14 protein-coding genes are annotated in these 14,977 nt (G+C 67.7%); 6 read left to right on the top strand and 8 right to left on the bottom strand.

From position 1 onward, the window contains the following. The first annotated feature begins 140 nt into the window (after positions 1 to 140). On the top strand, positions 141 to 830 hold the full coding sequence (locus tag LX81_RS10795) for a DUF2306 domain-containing protein (protein ID WP_111537354.1): 690 nt from the start codon (positions 141 to 143) through the stop codon (positions 828 to 830). Positions 831 to 837: 7 nt separating this feature from the next. Here the strand turns inward: LX81_RS10795 and LX81_RS10790 are convergent, their stop codons facing one another. After that, entirely contained in the window at positions 838 to 1,629 is a 792-nt protein-coding gene (locus LX81_RS10790) for an MBL fold metallo-hydrolase (RefSeq protein ID WP_111537353.1), read from the bottom strand. Between the two features lie 216 nt (positions 1,630 to 1,845). On the opposite strand from LX81_RS10790, the gene choW reads away from it, so the two are divergent. Genes choW through LX81_RS10775 form a run of 3 tightly spaced genes read left to right on the top strand, consistent with a single transcriptional unit; the run spans position 1,846 to position 4,392 of the window. Continuing rightward, positions 1,846 to 2,739: a choline ABC transporter permease subunit gene (choW, locus tag LX81_RS10785; protein WP_111537318.1), complete on the top strand. Its 894-nt coding sequence runs from the start codon at positions 1,846 to 1,848 to the stop codon at positions 2,737 to 2,739. Next, positions 2,736 to 3,761 carry a choline ABC transporter ATP-binding protein gene (gene choV / locus LX81_RS10780; RefSeq protein WP_111537317.1) on the top strand — a complete coding sequence of 342 codons (1,026 nt, stop codon included), beginning with the start codon at positions 2,736 to 2,738 and terminating at the stop codon, positions 3,759 to 3,761. Before choW ends, choV begins: the two co-directional genes overlap by 4 nt. A 49-nt stretch (positions 3,762 to 3,810) precedes the next feature. Further along, positions 3,811 to 4,392, top strand: coding sequence for an exopolysaccharide biosynthesis protein (locus LX81_RS10775; RefSeq protein ID WP_146259412.1), 582 nt, complete (start codon positions 3,811 to 3,813; stop codon positions 4,390 to 4,392). Here the strand turns inward: LX81_RS10775 and LX81_RS10770 are convergent. Both LX81_RS10770 and LX81_RS10765 read right to left on the bottom strand, forming a co-directional pair. Beyond that, positions 4,389 to 5,237 carry a DMT family transporter gene (locus LX81_RS10770; protein WP_234822567.1) on the bottom strand — a complete coding sequence of 283 codons (849 nt, stop codon included), beginning with the start codon at positions 5,235 to 5,237 and terminating at the stop codon, positions 4,389 to 4,391. The genes LX81_RS10775 and LX81_RS10770 overlap by 4 nt on opposite strands. A gap of 38 nt (positions 5,238 to 5,275) precedes the next feature. Further along, positions 5,276 to 5,872, bottom strand: coding sequence for a LysE/ArgO family amino acid transporter (locus tag LX81_RS10765; RefSeq protein ID WP_111537352.1), 597 nt, complete (start codon positions 5,870 to 5,872; stop codon positions 5,276 to 5,278). A 93-nt stretch (positions 5,873 to 5,965) separates the two neighbouring features. Between LX81_RS10765 and LX81_RS10760 the strand changes: the two genes are divergently transcribed. Continuing rightward, positions 5,966 to 6,238, top strand: coding sequence for a DksA/TraR family C4-type zinc finger protein (locus LX81_RS10760; protein ID WP_111537314.1), 273 nt, complete (start codon positions 5,966 to 5,968; stop codon positions 6,236 to 6,238). Positions 6,239 to 6,346: 108 nt separating this feature from the next. On the opposite strand, the gene LX81_RS10755 is transcribed toward LX81_RS10760, so the two are convergent. From LX81_RS10755 to amaB, 4 genes are all read right to left on the bottom strand, one after another. Further along, a complete protein-coding gene (locus tag LX81_RS10755; protein ID WP_111537313.1) occupies positions 6,347 to 9,169 on the bottom strand; it encodes a hypothetical protein in 2,823 nt (940 codons plus the stop codon). After that, the gene (locus tag LX81_RS10750; protein ID WP_111537312.1) at positions 9,166 to 9,441 is read right to left on the bottom strand and encodes a hypothetical protein; all 276 of its coding nucleotides are present in this window, start codon (positions 9,439 to 9,441) and stop codon (positions 9,166 to 9,168) included. The genes LX81_RS10755 and LX81_RS10750 overlap by 4 nt, the downstream gene beginning before the upstream one ends. A 407-nt stretch (positions 9,442 to 9,848) precedes the next feature. Beyond that, on the bottom strand, positions 9,849 to 11,147 hold the full coding sequence (locus LX81_RS10745) for an NAD(P)/FAD-dependent oxidoreductase (protein ID WP_111537311.1): 1,299 nt from the start codon (positions 11,145 to 11,147) through the stop codon (positions 9,849 to 9,851). A gap of 4 nt (positions 11,148 to 11,151) precedes the next feature. Beyond that, the gene (gene amaB, locus LX81_RS10740; RefSeq protein WP_111537310.1) at positions 11,152 to 12,651 is read right to left on the bottom strand and encodes an L-piperidine-6-carboxylate dehydrogenase; all 1,500 of its coding nucleotides are present in this window, start codon (positions 12,649 to 12,651) and stop codon (positions 11,152 to 11,154) included. A gap of 157 nt (positions 12,652 to 12,808) precedes the next feature. Between amaB and LX81_RS10735 the strand changes: the two genes are divergently transcribed. After that, positions 12,809 to 13,591 carry an HpcH/HpaI aldolase family protein gene (locus tag LX81_RS10735; RefSeq protein WP_111537309.1) on the top strand — a complete coding sequence of 261 codons (783 nt, stop codon included), beginning with the start codon at positions 12,809 to 12,811 and terminating at the stop codon, positions 13,589 to 13,591. A 5-nt stretch (positions 13,592 to 13,596) separates the two neighbouring features. On the opposite strand, the gene LX81_RS10730 is transcribed toward LX81_RS10735, so the two are convergent. Next, a complete protein-coding gene (locus tag LX81_RS10730) occupies positions 13,597 to 14,715 on the bottom strand; it encodes an acetoin utilization protein AcuC (RefSeq protein ID WP_111537308.1) in 1,119 nt (372 codons plus the stop codon). Between the last annotated feature and the right edge of the window lie 262 nt (positions 14,716 to 14,977).

Raw genomic sequence — 14,977 nt, 5'->3', positions numbered from 1 at the left:
CGGTGGCGCCTTCTCGCAGAAGCGTCGGAGGGAGGCGAGGCCCCGTCAGCGGCACCTGACGGATGGCGACCTTTCGGCGCGGCGATCTGGAACTTCGCAAGCCCGCGATTACGATCCCCAGAAAAGCTCAGGGGCGAAGGATGATCGAGCAGTCCGTTTCGAAGCGTCGCCGGACCCGCATCCTCGCGATCGCGGGCGCGGTCGTCTTCGGTCTCGCGGTCGTCCCCTTCATTCTCTACGCCGCCGCGTTCGGGTGGCGGTCGCTCACAGGCGATCTCGGGTCGGAGAGCTACCTGTTCGCGGGCCGCGCCCCGGTGGCGGAGACGGGGCTCTCCCTCCACATGCTCGCAGGCGCCGCGATCACCCTCGCGGTGCCGTTGCAGATCCTGCCCCCGTTGCGCCGCCGCTGGCCCGCGCTCCATCGCTGGACGGGGCGCGGGATCGTGACGCTCGGGCTCGTGGCGGCGCTGGGCGGCCTCGTCTTCATCGGCACGCGCGGCACGATCGGCGGTCCGGTCATGGATGCGGGCTTCGCGATCTACGGCCTGCTCCTGGGCCTCGCCGCGATCATGGCGATAAGCCGGGCGCGGGCCGGTGAGTTCGCGGCCCATCGGCGCTGGGCGCTCCGCCTCGCCGTGCTCATCCTCGGATCGTGGCTCTTCCGCGTCCACTACGTGCTCTGGTACGCGGTCACCGGCGGCCTCTGGTCGAACGAAGGCCTGACGGGCCCTTTCGACCGCGTGCAGGTCTTCGCCTTCTACCTGCCCTACCTCGTGCTCGTCGAGGTCTATCTCCGCCGGGCGACGCCCCGGGCCGCGCACGTGCTCTGAGCCGGGATCAGCCCATGCCGTTCGGATACCACTCCCCGATCCGCACTTCCGTCCCCGCATCCGTTTCCCCGAGGAGCTGCGCGAACTCCTGCGGATCCTGCGTGCCGCCGTCGCGGCCGCGGTAATGGTATGGGTAGACATAGGCCGGGGCGAAGGCCGCGACGGCGTCGGCGGCCTGGGTCGCATCCATCGTGAACGGGAGGTTCATCGGCACGAAGGCGATGTCGATCTCATCGAGCGCGCGCATCTCCTCCGTCCCCTCGGTATCGCCCGCGATGTAGATCCGCAGGCCGTCGATCGACAGGATGTAGCCGTTGTCGCGGCCCATCGGGTGATAGTCGAGCCGTCCTTCGGTGATGTTGTAAGCGGGCACCGCCTCCACGTCGAAGCCGAGCACGTCCGTGGTCTCGCCGTTGCCCATCTGCTGGGTCATCGCGCGCATCGCCTCGGGGAGCATGTCGTAGACCGCGGTGTTGACGATCATCTGGGTCCGCGCGCTCGAGATCGCGTCGAGCGTCTCCTGGTTGAAATGATCGCCGTGCTCGTGGGTGATGAGGATCAGGTCGGGATCGGGAAAGTCCGCGTAGAGGCTCGGATCCCCGACCGGATCGACGATTATGACACCCACGGGTGTCTCCATCACGAAACTCGCATGCTCGATCGGATGGACGACGATCTCACCGCTATCGGTCGGAAAGACGTTCTCTCCGCCGCCCTGGGCCCGGCTGGCGAAGGGCAGGATCGTGATCGCGGCGCCGGTCGCGGCCGTCATGGTCAGAAACGTGCGTCTGCTGGTCATCGTCGTCGTCCTCATTGGTCGGAATTCCCTCCTATTTAGACATGGACGCGCGACGTACACCCTACATCGGTGCCATTCGGCGACAAGATGCTCGCCTCCTCGCGTCCATGGCATTCCCGGACCATGCAGAAGCGCGGGAATGCTTCCCTTTGCCCCGCGATCCGGCCATGGTCGGACCGAACCGAGGCAGGGGCGAGAGATGACGGGGCCGGACACGTGGATTTCCTGACCGACCACAAGATCCCCGTGGGCGCCATCGCGGGCCGGATCTTCGACTGGCTGCAGGACAACGGCGCCTTCGTCTTCGACACCCTCGCGATCTTTCTCGAGACGCTGATCGACGCGCTCCTCGCGCTCTTTCTCTCGCCGCCCGGGATCGGCTGGCTCACCGGCAGCGCGGAGCCGGTGCCGCTCTACCCCGCAGCCTGGCATCCGATCGTGGTCATCGCGGTGTTCGTGGCGCTGACCTGGGCGCTGCAACGGCGCTGGCAGACCTGTCTCCTGGTGGCGCTGGGTTTCCTCTTCGTCCTAAATCAGGGCTATTGGGAGGAGACGGCGGAAAGTCTCACGCTCGTGCTGTCGGCCTGCGTCGTCTGCATGGCGCTGGGCGTTCCCATCGGCATCGCGGCGGCGCACCGGCCGCGGCTTTACGCCTGGATGCGCCCGGTGCTCGACCTGATGCAGACGCTGCCCACCTTCGTCTACCTCATCCCGGCCATCGTCTTCTTCGGCATCGGCATGGTGCCGGGCCTCATGGCGACCGTGATCTTCGTGCTGCCCGCGCCGATCCGGCTCACGCATCTCGGGATCTCTTCCACGCCCGCCCCGCTCGTCGAGGCGGCGGAGGCGTTCGGTGCGACCCGGCGGCAGCTTCTGTGGAAGGTGGAACTGCCCTCCGCACTGCCGCAGATCATGGCGGGGCTCAACCAGACGATCATGCTGTCGCTCTCGATGGTGGTGATCGCGGCGCTCGTCGGCGCGGACGGTCTCGGCGTGCCGGTCGTGCGCGCCCTCAACCAGGTCAACACCTCGCTCGGCTTCGAAAGCGGGTTCGTCATCGTGGTCGTGGCGATCGTGCTCGACCGGATGCTGCGGGTGAAGGGCAAGTGAACGCCGCGATCACGTTCCAGGCCGTCTCCATCGTCTTCGGCGACGAAGCCGAGGCGGCCCTGCCGCTCATGGACGAGGGCCTCGACCGGCGCGAGATCGAGTCCCGGACGGGGCAGGTCCTCGGTGTCCACGATTGCTCCCTCGACGTGCCGGAGGGCGAGATTCTCGTCCTGATGGGGCTGTCGGGATCGGGCAAGTCCACGCTCCTGCGCGCGGTCAACGGGCTCAACCCCATCGCCCGCGGCGAGGTCCTGGTCCGGGCCGGAGGGGAGGAGATCGCCGTCACGCGCGCCAGGGGCCGGGAGTTGCGGCGCCTGCGATTGCGCCACGTGGCGATGGTGTTCCAGCAATTCGGCCTCCTGCCCTGGCGCAGCGTGGCGGAGAATGTGGGCCTCGGGCTCGAGCTCGGCGGCCTCAAGCGCCGCGAGCGGCACAAAAGGGTGCGGCAGCAGCTCGACCTCGTGGGCCTCGGGGACTGGGCCGATCGCCGCGTCGGCGAACTGTCGGGGGGGATGCAGCAACGTGTGGGCCTCGCCCGCGCCTTCGCCACCGACGCGCCGATCCTCCTGATGGACGAGCCCTTCTCCGCGCTCGACCCGCTCATCCGCACGCGGCTGCAGGACGAGCTCGTCGATCTGCAATCCCGCCTTGGCCGGACCATCCTCTTCGTCAGCCACGACCTCGACGAGGCGTTCCGGCTCGGGGACCGGATCGCGATCATGGAAGGGGGGCGCATCGTCCAGCACGGCACGCCCCGCGACATCTACAAGGCGCCCGCCAACGATTACGTCGCCGATTTCGTAGCCCACATGAATCCCCTGGGCGTCCTGACCGCGCGCGACGCGATGGAGCCCGCGGCGGGTGCGCCCGACCGTACGCTCGACGCCGAAACCGGCATCCGGACCGTGATCTCCGCTACCGGCGAGAGCGACGCGCCCATCGGCGTGACGGAGGCCGGAGAGCTCATCGGTCAGGTCAGCCGTGCGTCCGTCCTTGCACGCCTCGCCGATCCGCGCGACTGACGGCGCCGAGGCGCGGACGGATCCGCGCAAGGCTGCGGGAGGCGCGAACATGGCTCAGGACGGCATCGGGGGCATTCTCGACGATCTCGACGATCTTGCGGGCAGCGAGGACACGGTGAGCGTCGCCGACGTCATGGACAAGCTCGGCCATCGCGGCAGCGGCGTCTTTCTGTTCGTGCCGGCGATCCTTGGCGTCTCGCCCCTGTCCGCGATCCCGACCCTGCCCACGTTCTTCGCGCTGATCGTCCTGATCGTGGCGGTGCAGATCGCCCTCGGGCGCGACCGGGTCTGGATGCCCCGCATCATCAAGTCCCGTGCCGTCGACGACGACAGGCTGCACTCCGCCGTGGAATGGATGCGCGGTCCGGCCCGGCGGCTCGACCGGTGGTTCGGAAACCGCCTGGAAATCCTGACGGGCCCGGCTGCGAACCGCGTCGCCGCGATCCTGTGCGCCGTTCTCGCCTGCATCGTGCCGCCGCTCGAATTCGTCCCCCTCGCCGCCGCCCTGCCGCACGGGGCGATCGCCGCGATCGGTCTCGCCCTCGTCCTGCGCGACGGGATCCTGATGCTCCTGGCCTTCGCGGTATCGGCCGGCGCGCTCTACACAGCCTTCGCCTCGATCGTCTTCTAGGGCGCGATCGGCGGTTGCGGCGGTTTCGGCCGCCGCGCCTCGCGGATGGTGATGACGACCACCGATGCGATGATGATGAGCCCGCCCGTGATCACGTAGATGTCGACCGCCTCTCCGAACATGACGTAGCCGAGGATCGTCGCCCAGACGAGCTGCAGGAACGTCACGGGCTGCGTCACCGTGATCGGCGCCGCGCGGAAGGCGAGCGTCATCGTCAGGTGCCCCGAGGTCGCGAGGCAGGCGATGAGCAGGAGCCAGCCCATCTCGTTCCAAGTCGGCCAGACCCAGACGGCGATCGCGAAGGGCGCGAGCCCGATCGTCACCGTGATCGACAGCATCGCCACGACGAGGGACGGGGCCACCGTATCCGTCATGATCTTCGCGATGAGGTACGAGGCGGCGAAGAAGATCGCCGTCCCGAGCATGGCGAGATGGCCGGGGTCGATCTCCCGGAACCCGGGCCTGAGGATGATGGCCACCCCGATCAGCGCCGCGACGATGGCGCTGATCCGCGGCCAGGCGAGCCGCTCGCCCAGGAAGAGCGCGGCACCAAGGCTCAGGTAGACGGGCGTGAGGTAATTCATCGCCGTGACTTCCGCGAGCGGGATTTGCGTCATGGCGTAGAACCAGAGCATCACGCCCAGGGCGTGGATGAAGCCGCGCAGGGCAAAGAGCGACATGGCCCGCCGCCCGATCCGCGCCCTGCGCAGCCCTCCCATGATCGGCAGCAGGAAGACGAGCCCGAGAAGATATCGCAGGAACGCGGCTTCCGGGGCCGGAACGCGGTCGCCCAGATGCTTGACCCCCGCCGTCACGCCGACGAAGAGGAAGCTCGTCGCGAGCATCCAGAGAAATCCCGCGGCCGGACGGCTCTCCCGGGGGGTCATTTCAGCAGCAGCATGGCGGCGAGGGTCCACATGGTGAGGCCCACGATCCCGTCGAGCACGCGCCACGCGACAGGGCGCGCAAAGAGCGGCGCCAAGAGCCGCGCGCCGTAGCCCAGCGCGAAGAAGAAGGCGAAGGAGGCCGTGATCGCGCCGAGCGCGAACTGGAGCCGGTCGGGATAGGTGCTGGCCACCGATCCGAGCAGCACCACCGTGTCGAGATAGACATGCGGGTTGAGCCAGGTCAGGGCGAGACATGTCGCGAGCACCGCCGGCAGCCGCCCGGCCGCGCGCACCTCGACCGAGAGCACGGCGGTTCCGCGCAGCGCCTGACGCATCGACGACGCGCCATAGACGGCGAGGAACGCGGCCCCCGCCCAGGTGAACACGGGCTCGATCCACGGCGCGGACGAAACCACCCAGCCGAACTCCGCGACGCCCGCGGCGATAAGCAGGGCATCGGAAAGCCCGCAGGTGAGGCAGACGGGGAACACGTGCGCGCGGGCGAGACCCTGTCGCAGGACGAAGGCATTCTGCGCACCGATGGCAACGATGAGGGACAGCCCGAGCGCAAAGCCGGGAACGAACGACGTCATGGCGCCGACCTACGCCCCCCCCGAGGGGAGGTCCAGCCCCGCGCGTTGCCATCCCCGGGTGATATTCCTATGGTACTGGCAGGAGGATCGGACATGGCAGGCGGTTGGGCACGCGACGGTGCGGTGAACGAGCAGATCGAGGCGTCGGTCGCCGACGAACTCGCCCGTCTCAGGTCCCGCCAGGTCCCCACGGGTGCAGCGTCGCGTACCCATTGCGCCGAATGCGAGGAGCCGATCCCGGAACCCCGCCGGGCGGCCCGCCCGGGCGTTCAGCTTTGCATCGAGTGTCAATCCGAGCGGGACGCTCGCCAAAGACCTGCGGCCGGCATCAATCGCCGCGCGAGTAAGGACAGCCAGCTCAAGTAGGGACCCGGTCGCCGACATGCGCAATCGGCCCGCGCGAGGATCGCACGGGCCGGTCTGGTTCTGACAATTAAGATGCGCTGCGGCGTCGCCGGGTACCGGGATCCGCGTTCAAATCGCGCCGATGTTCTTCACGGCGCCCCTGAGCCGACCGAAGAAATCGAGTTCGGAGACCGGCTTGGCGGGATCCGCCGCTCCGATCGCTCCCGCACCCTCCAGTGGCCGGTAGAGCGACACCGTGTTGGCCGGCGTGGCGTAGGCGGTGTCGAGCTTCGGCGAGTCCGCCCAGCGGTGACCCTTGTATTGCGGCTGCAGGATCACCGTGTCGTCGAGCGGACCATGCGACGTGACCGCGCCGGTATACTCCTTCGGGGCATGGACGAGGTTGTTGGAGACGATGATCTCCTTGACCGCGCCACCGGTCGCGACGTTGCCCTTGTTGCAGGGCTTGCCGTTGAGGTTGATGAGCGAGTTGCTGAAGGCCCAGAACTTGAAGTCGATACTGCCGAATTCGTCCTGCGTACCCGGACCCCAGAGCTGGATGAAGTTTTGGAACCCGCTGTAATATTCCGGGCGGGAATCGGGACAGATGACGATGTTCGTATGCACGCTCGTCCCCGCATAGGCCGCGGTGATGGCCGACATGCTGTTCGCCGACGCGACGACGAGATTGTTGCAGATCGTGTGGCGACCGGGACGGGAAACAGCATTGCTCGACGAGGTCCCGACATGGATGCCGGATCCACCTTCCGCCACGGCCCCGCCGAGGCAGCTTTCGGACCCGAGCAGCCACCCCGAGGCACCCCACCGGATCACGGGCTGGTGGGCCGGGATCTGTTTCAGCAAACCGCCGTCCTTGTTGGAGCCGACCTTGGTCCAGCCGACCTTCGAGTCGCCGTCGAAGGCCCACATGACCGCCGATCTTGCGGAAACCAGGCGCACGATCCCGTGCTGGTTGTGGGTGTTGTTCTTGCCGTAACCGCCGCCGAGCGCATCGGGATGCTGGTTTGATCGTATTCCGCAGAAACCGATCCGCTCCGCCGCGCCGTAGAAGTTGTAGTCGAGGCTCGACCACCCTTTCGTGTCGGGACGGATCGCCTGCAGTTCCGAGAGCACGGCCGTGCCGCTGTGATAGCCGAAATCAACCGCCTTTCCGTCCTGATTGGTGACCGAAACCGTCATGTTGACGCCGAAGCGGCAGCCCTCGAACCGGCAATCGTGCAGGAGGAGGTTCGTCCGGTAATCGTGCCGATTGAAGTTCTCGACCGCGATCCCGTCATAGAGCTTGTCGAGCGAGTTGGTCTCCGTCGACTGGTCCCATCCGGCCTTGAAGTCGAGCCCCGAGGTCTTGACGCCCTGGAACGACCGGAGGGTCAGAATGCTGCCCTGATCGCTGCGCGGCTTGAGCAGCGGATTGACGCCATCGCCGTACCGCGTGATCCACAATCCGTTCTTGAAACCGTCGGCAGCCTCGATGAAGCCTGCGGAATGCTCTTCGCCCGCCCGGAACAGGATCGCCACCGGGGACTTGATGTCCTTCGATCGGGCGAGCGCACCCTTCTGCGCCGCATCGAAGCTCGCGAACGTATTGGCGGCACCTTTTGGGAAGGTTCCGGAAGGCGATACGTGGAAGCGGTTGGCATCGGGAACGACCGTTGCCGGATCGCGCACGTCGAGCGAACCGGACAGACGACGATGCTGGCCCTTGTAGTGAATATCGAGTGTCCACTTGACCTGACCCGGCGTCTCGAAGACCCGAACGGCCTTCGGCGTGAGGCACCAGCGTTTGCCGTCGATCTTCCACGGATGGCCATCGCGCAACGCCTTGTAATCGCCGCCATCGGAGAATTCCCAGACGAATCCCGCCGTGGCGTAGACGTCTTCGGAAATGTCCTTGATCTCGAAGATCGCTCCGGATGGCGCGACGTCGTCGACCCTGTGCACGATCACGCTCGCCTTCTCGAGATCGGCGCCGGCACTGGACGACACGACGACCTTCGCCTCGACGGCGAGTTCCGCTCCGCCATCCGCGACGCGCCACGTGGCAACGAGCTCGCCCGGCGCGGAAACCGTGATCGTTTGCGTCCCGGAGATTTCGCGCACCTGACCGGTGACATCGATGCCGCCGGCAAGAACGCTCTTCAGCGTGATCGAGGCCGTCTGCGAGTCGACGGTCGGCGGGAGCAGCGAGACGGTCTGGCCCGTCTTGGGAAGCGCGGGTTCGAAGCTGGGCTCGGAGGTGATCGTGGGAAGATCATTGCCCGGCACATTGGAGCCCGGCGCCTCGACCTGATCCGTCGCGTTATCGGTTCCACCGTCCGTGACGGGGGTGCCGGCATCGGCTTCTTCTTCGGCCGTCGCTGCCGTAACGGTCGTTTCGATGGTGGTGACGAAATATCCGGCGTCGGTGGAGATCCGCCATTCAGCCTGGAGGACGCCCGCCGTGGACTGCGGCAGGACCAGATCACCGTCGCGTTCGATGACCTCTGCGCGGATATCGCGGGAGTCGAGTGTCAGTGCATCGAGACTGACTTTGGCCGTGGCATCCGCAGTCTCCGGCGCGACGAGACGGATCTCGGTCTGATCGGTGGGACTCGCGGGATCGAAGGTGGCATTGATCGTGATGATGATCGGGTTATCCGATGGCGGTGAGACCTCCGGGAGATCGGGAACGATGGCCTGGGCGGAATACCTCTTGATCTTTGCAGAAATGACGTCCCCGGCATTGGCCCCGAGTTCTGCCAGCGTCGTCGGGTTCTCCGTCACGCCAGTGACGGTGACATCGTTCACCTTCCACGGATGCGGCGCGCCCGGAATCGTGCTCTCGACGACACCTGTCGTGGGGGAGATCGAAATGACCGGGATCATCGTCCCCGCGCCGGCCGTCACGCTACGCTTGAGAAAAATGGATCCCAGGTGGATTGAATCGCTCATTTGCCGATAACCTCGAATTTTGCGCCGTTGAAGCTGATGATGCGCATGGGGGGGGTGTTCGCCCGACGGACCGCGAAGGCGCCCTTGACCTGGTAGGTCGCCCCGTCCTCGGGAGTGTACCAGGCGGCTTCGGTATCGCCGCTGGCATCCATCACCTGAATCTCGATTCGGCCACCGCCGTTGCCCGGATCGACCATCAGCGTGATGTCGCGGTAATGTGGTTCGCCAGGCGGCAGGTACTTCGTTTCCGATTGGTACTTCATCCGTGGCATGTCGTCCTTCCGTCTGATTTTCAGGGCGGATCGCCCGCCGGGAAGCCGGCAGGTGACGTTTGACGTTTCGAGACCCGAACACGCGCCTTTCGGCGGAAAGGTTCGAATGATCCGGTCGGTCGGTAGGATGTCCGGGGCGAGGCCTGCGCGCTGCGCGGGCGGTCAGGGTTGGAGGAGGGCGCCGGGTTCGAAACCTCTGGGGGTCAGGTCCGACGGCCAGATCGCCGAGCCCGGAAACCTTTCCAGACAGGCGACGCGGCCGTCGGATACCGGGATAACCTGCCGCACGTTCAGGGAATCTTTACCGATCGTACGGTCGCGGACCGATTATCGGATCGGGTAACGGCCCGTTCGTGTTGAAAGATAGGTCTTCGAAACCGGCGCGGTCTATTCGACTAGCGGCCGGATCAGGTCCCTCGGTCCGGGCCGATCGGTGCGCTCCGGCGAGAATCGATGAGGTGAAAAAGCGTGGCGCCGCTTTCGTAGGCGGCGGACCGAAGCGCGGCACGCGGTTCGCGAACCGGGTCGGTAATCACCACCGGGAACGTTCCCTGTCCGGTGGCCCAGTTGGCGGCCGCCTGTCCGAAGACGGTACCGGGTGCGATCCCGCGGCCGCTATATCCGAAGATAGACACGGCGCCTTCGCCCAGCCGCTCCACCCGCGGCAGGTGCGCCGACGTCATCGCCACGCGCCCTGTCCAGGCGTGTTCGAAGTCGAGATCGCGCAGCCGTGGGAAAAGGTGGCGAAGTTTCCTTTTCGCCCAGCCACGATGCGCCGAGCCTCCTGCGCCGCCAAGATCGCCAAGTGCGCCGAGGATCAGGCGGCCCGCCCGATCCATCCGGAAGGACGACATGATCGTCGCCGTATCCCAGCATCCCTCGCCCCCCGCGAGAATCCGTTCCCGCTCCGCCGGGGCTAGCGGTGCGGTCGCGAGTTGGAAGTAATGCGCCGCGATGATCGGGTTCGGGCCGCCGCCGCCCGTGCCATAGGCGTTCGTGGCCCGTACGAGGCGCGGGGCCCGCACAATTCCGTTCCGCGTGACGAGCCGCCAGGCGCCGCCATCGCGGACGGTGCTCTCGACGACGGAATGCTCGCAGATCCGTGCGCCCTGCGCGGCGGCGGCGCGGGCCAGTCCCTGGACATAGGCGAGTGGCTGGATCGTCCCCGCGCGCGCGTCCCAGAGCGCCCCGTGGAAGGCCGTCGAGCCGGTGCGCCGCGCCGTCTCCTCCGCATCGAGAAGCCGTACCGGTGATCCCCGGGTGCGCTGCTGGGCATGTCGATCCTCGAGGTCGCGCAGACCGGAGGGCGAATGCGCCAGGTGAAGCGTGCCCTGCCGCACCGCCTCGCATTCGATTTGCAGCCGTTCGATTAGCTCGAAGACCAGAGTGGGTCCGTCGGCCAGCCGGGCATTCAGCGCGGCCCCTTCCTCCGCACCGAGTTCCGCCTCGACCGCGTCGGGCGGCATCCAGAGCCCGGCATTGACGAGCCCCACGTTGCGCCCCGACCCGCCGAAGCCGATCGTCTCGGCCTCAAGCACCGCGACGGTGACACCGGAGGCGGCCAGGTGGTAGGCCGTCGAGATTCCGGTGAACCCGCCTCCGATTACGGCCACATCTACGTCGAGCGTCCCCTCGAGGGGAGGGTAGGAGGCGTCCTCGGGCGCCGTCTCGCGCCAGAGGATCCGGGGGGCGGGGCGCCGTGCCACCTCTTCAGATCTCGAAGGAGATGCCCTGCGCGAGCGGCAATTCGGTGGAATAGTTCACCGTGCTCGTCTGCCGGCGCATGTAGGCGCGCCACGCATCCGATCCGCTTTCGCGGCCGCCGCCCGTCTCCTTCTCGCCGCCGAAGGCCCCGCCGATCTCCGCGCCCGAGGGGCCAATATTGACGTTGGCGATGCCGCAATCGGAGCCCTGCGCGGAAAGGAAGAGCTCCGTCTCCCGCACATCCGTCGAGAAGATGCAGGAGGAAAGTCCCTGCGGCACGTCGTTCTGGATCCGGATGGCATCACCGATCTCGCGATATTTCACGACGTAGAGGATAGGCGCGAACGTCTCCTGCCGCATGATCTCGCCCTGCGCGGGCAACTCGACGATGGCGGGTGTGGCATAGGCCGCGTCGGGATAGGTCTCTCCCATCGCCCGGCCGCCGCCATGGACCGTGCCGCCCTCCGCACGGGCGGTATCGAGCGCGGCCTGCATCGCGTCGAAGGCGGCGGCGTCGATCAGCGGCCCGACCAGGATACCGTTCTCCAGCGGGGAGCCGATGGCGAGCCCCTCGTAGACTTTCACGAGGCGCGGGACGAGCTCGTCGTAGATGTCCTCGTGCACGATGAGCCGCCTGAGCGACGTGCAGCGCTGACCGGCCGTACCCACGGCGGAGAAGACGATGGCGCGCACGGCCATCTCCAGATCGGCGGAGGGGGCCACGATCATCGCGTTGTTGCCGCCAAGCTCCAGAATGGTCTTGCCGAGGCGCTTCGACATGTCGCCCGCGACCGCCTTGCCCATCGGCACGGAGCCGGTGGCGGAGACGAGCGCCACGTCCGGCGACGCGGTCAGCGCCTCACCGAGTTCCGGCCCGCCGATCAGCGTCTGGATGAGGCCCTCCGGCGCATCCCCGAAGGCCGCCAGAGCACGGTCGCAGATCTCCTGGATCGCCAGCTGCGTCAGAGGCGTCTTCTCCGACGGCTTCGCGATCACCGGGTCGCCGCAGACGAGCGCGATGGCCGCGTTCCAGCTCCACGGCGCCGCGGGGAAGTTGAAGGCGGTGATGATGCCCACGACACCGAGCGGATGCCAGCTCTCCCGCATCGCGTGGCCGGGGCGCTCGGAGGCGATGGTCAGGCCATAGAGCTGTCGCGACAGGCCCACGGCGAAGTCGCAGATGTCGATCATCTCCTGCACTTCGCCGAGGCCCTCCTGCAGGATCTTGCCGCATTCGAGCGTCACGAGGCGGCCGAGGTTCTCCTTCTCCCGCCGCAATTCCTCGCCGAGGAGCCGCACGAGTTCGCCCCGCCGCGGCGCGGGGACCTGCCGCCAGACCTCGAAGGCCGTCGCCGCCCGGGCGATCGCCGCCTCCGCGCCGGACCTGTCCGTGACCGGAACCCGGGCGATCTCGCTGCCGTCGACGGGTGTGGTGACGGCGAGCGTTCCCCCGGTGATCCGGTCGCGGTCCAGACCGCAGGCAGCGAGGATGGCGTCGTGGGACATGGGGCGGGGTTCCTTCTTTCATTGCGCCGCGCGCCGCATCGCGGGGGCGCGCGAATCTCGGCCCGACACTGGCGTACCGCCCGCCGAGTTGGAAGCGGTTGCAGCGCCCTGCGCGACGTCGGATGGTCGAGGCAGAGGACAGCAGGAGGAACGTGCGATGCGGAACGGAGTGAAGCGCCGGTTGCGGGACGGGGAGACGATCATCGCAGCCTGGCTCGAGACCGGATCCCCCGAGGTGGCCGAGATCCTCGTACGCACCGGCTGGAGCGTCCTCGTCATCGACTGCGAGCATGGCGCGGCCGGGCTCGAGGAGGGACTGGGCCTCATCCGCGCGGTCGAGGCCTCGGGCGGCGACGCGATGGTCCGCGTGCCCGACCCGTCGGAGGCGACGCTGAAACGGGCGCTCGACCGGGGCGCGCGGTCGCTGATCGTGCCGATGGTGAACTCGGTCGCGCAGGCCCGCGACATCGCCTCCTTCGTCCGCTACCCCCCGATGGGACGGCGGGGCTACGCGGCGTCCATCGTCCGGGCCTCGGGCTACGGCGCGTGGCCGCTCTACGGCGCGGAAGCCAATGAGGAGGTCTTCCTCGCCGTGCAGATCGAGCATCGCGACGCGGTCGAGGCGGCGGAGGAGATCATGGCGGTCGAGGGGATCGACATGGTCTTCATCGGGCCCAACGACCTCGCAGGCTCCATGGGCCATTTCGAGCAACTCGACGCGCCGGACGTGGTCGCGGCGATGTCACGGGTGGAGGAGGCCGCGTCGCAGGCGGACATGCTCGTCGGCGGCATCGAGGGCGCGCGCGATTGCGGCGCGCTCGGGCGCGACGGCTACCGCCTGATCGTCTGTTCGAACGACGTCTCCCTCCTCGCCGCCGCCTCGCGCGATGCGGTGGCACGGTGCAAGGCGGCACTGGACCGGGAGAAGGCGGCCTCGTGAACCGCTCAGACCCAGACGCGCGCGCGGGCCTCGAGCGCCGCGATACGGTCCGCGACGTCCGGGCGGAGCGGACCCGGCCGGGGCGGATCGACGAGCGTGGTGAACCAGTGCTCCGGCGGGTTCCGACCCAGCCGGTTGTGCCGGAACTCGAGCCCGCGCAGCACGGCCTCGGCCGCGGGCGGCAGGATGTCGGGCATCTCCGCCTCCGACAATTCGCCCCACATGCGCGTCCAGAGCCGACCTACCGACCAGGGATTGTAGCCGCCCCCGCCGAGCAGCAGGAAGCGCGGCGCCATCGGCAGCAGGCCGTGGAGGATGTCGGCATGGGCATTGTTCGACAGCGCAAGGCGGGAGAGCGGATCCTCCTCGACCGCGTCCGCGCCGCATTGCAGGATGATCGCATCCGGCCGGAACGCGGCGACGCGCGGCAGGATCACCCGCTCGCGGATCGCCGCCATTTCCGTGTCGTTGAAGCCGCGCGGGACCGGCAGGTTCCAGACCTCTCCCGCGCCGCGCTCCTCGATATGCCCGGTGAAGGGCCAGCGCCGCTCCTCGTGGGTGGAGACGATCTGCACCTCCGGATCGTCGGCGAATCCGTGCGCCACGCCGTCGCAATGATGCGCGTCGATATCGACGTAGGAAATGCGCGTGGCACCCGCCCGGCGCAGACTCAGGATCGCGAGCGCGGGATCGTTCAGGTAGCAAAAGCCGTTGGCGCGGTCGGGCAACCCGTGATGCGTCCCGCCGCCGGGATTGTGGATGCGTCCCCCCGCAGCAAGGAGCCCGCCCGCCATGATGGAGCCGCCGGCCGCCGTCGCGGGGCGGCGGAACACCTCCGGGTAGACCGGGTTCGACGCGGTGCCGAGATTGTGGCGCAGGCGGATCTCGTCGGAGACCGTCCCCTCCCGCTCCGCGCGCTGCAGGACGTCGAGATAGACGGGATCGTGCCAGGCGGCGAGCGCCGCGGGCTTGGCGCGGGGCGAGGTGAGATAGCGCTCCGACGACAGCCACCCCAGGGCCCGGGCGAGGTCGATGACGGTGGAGACGCGCGGGATCCGCAGGGGATGGAGTGTTCCGTAGCTCGATCCGCGGTAGATCTCCGAGCCGATGAAGCGCGGCGTCACGCAGGGACCGCAGAGAGGATGGCCCCCGGGATCCGACGCCGCCGCGGCACAACGACACCTGGCCGAATGGCCGGCGGCGGAGCAGGCATTGCGGCGAGGCACGATTCTACGGCATTGTCATACATTACCGGGAGGATAGGTAGTCGATCGTCCAGGTCAAATCACGGCGAATGCTGGAAAGCGAGCGGGGGTCTCGATCGAGATTAATGAAATATAAAAATTTGCGGCAGGATAATGCCGAAAGCACCGCAGCAATCGAGTA

Source organism: Palleronia aestuarii, assembly GCF_003253995.1.
Taxonomy (GTDB): domain Bacteria; phylum Pseudomonadota; class Alphaproteobacteria; order Rhodobacterales; family Rhodobacteraceae; genus Palleronia; species Palleronia aestuarii.
The sequence above is the reverse complement of the archived record's forward strand: the minus strand, read 5'-3'. Positions and strand labels throughout refer to the sequence as shown.

Coding starts and splice junctions, on each gene's coding strand:
- LX81_RS10795 (WP_111537354.1), top strand. CDS start 141: ATGATCGAGCAGTCCGTTTCGAAGCGTCGCCGGACCCGCATCCTCGCG.
- LX81_RS10790 (WP_111537353.1), bottom strand. CDS start 1,629: ATGACCAGCAGACGCACGTTTCTGACCATGACGGCCGCGACCGGCGCC.
- LX81_RS10775 (WP_146259412.1), top strand. CDS start 3,811: ATGGCTCAGGACGGCATCGGGGGCATTCTCGACGATCTCGACGATCTT.
- LX81_RS10770 (WP_234822567.1), bottom strand. CDS start 5,237: ATGCTCGCGACGAGCTTCCTCTTCGTCGGCGTGACGGCGGGGGTCAAG.
- LX81_RS10765 (WP_111537352.1), bottom strand. CDS start 5,872: ATGACGTCGTTCGTTCCCGGCTTTGCGCTCGGGCTGTCCCTCATCGTT.
- LX81_RS10760 (WP_111537314.1), top strand. CDS start 5,966: ATGGCAGGCGGTTGGGCACGCGACGGTGCGGTGAACGAGCAGATCGAG.
- LX81_RS10755 (WP_111537313.1), bottom strand. CDS start 9,169: ATGAGCGATTCAATCCACCTGGGATCCATTTTTCTCAAGCGTAGCGTG.
- LX81_RS10750 (WP_111537312.1), bottom strand. CDS start 9,441: ATGCCACGGATGAAGTACCAATCGGAAACGAAGTACCTGCCGCCTGGC.
- amaB (WP_111537310.1), bottom strand. CDS start 12,651: ATGTCCCACGACGCCATCCTCGCTGCCTGCGGTCTGGACCGCGACCGG.
- LX81_RS10735 (WP_111537309.1), top strand. CDS start 12,809: ATGCGGAACGGAGTGAAGCGCCGGTTGCGGGACGGGGAGACGATCATC.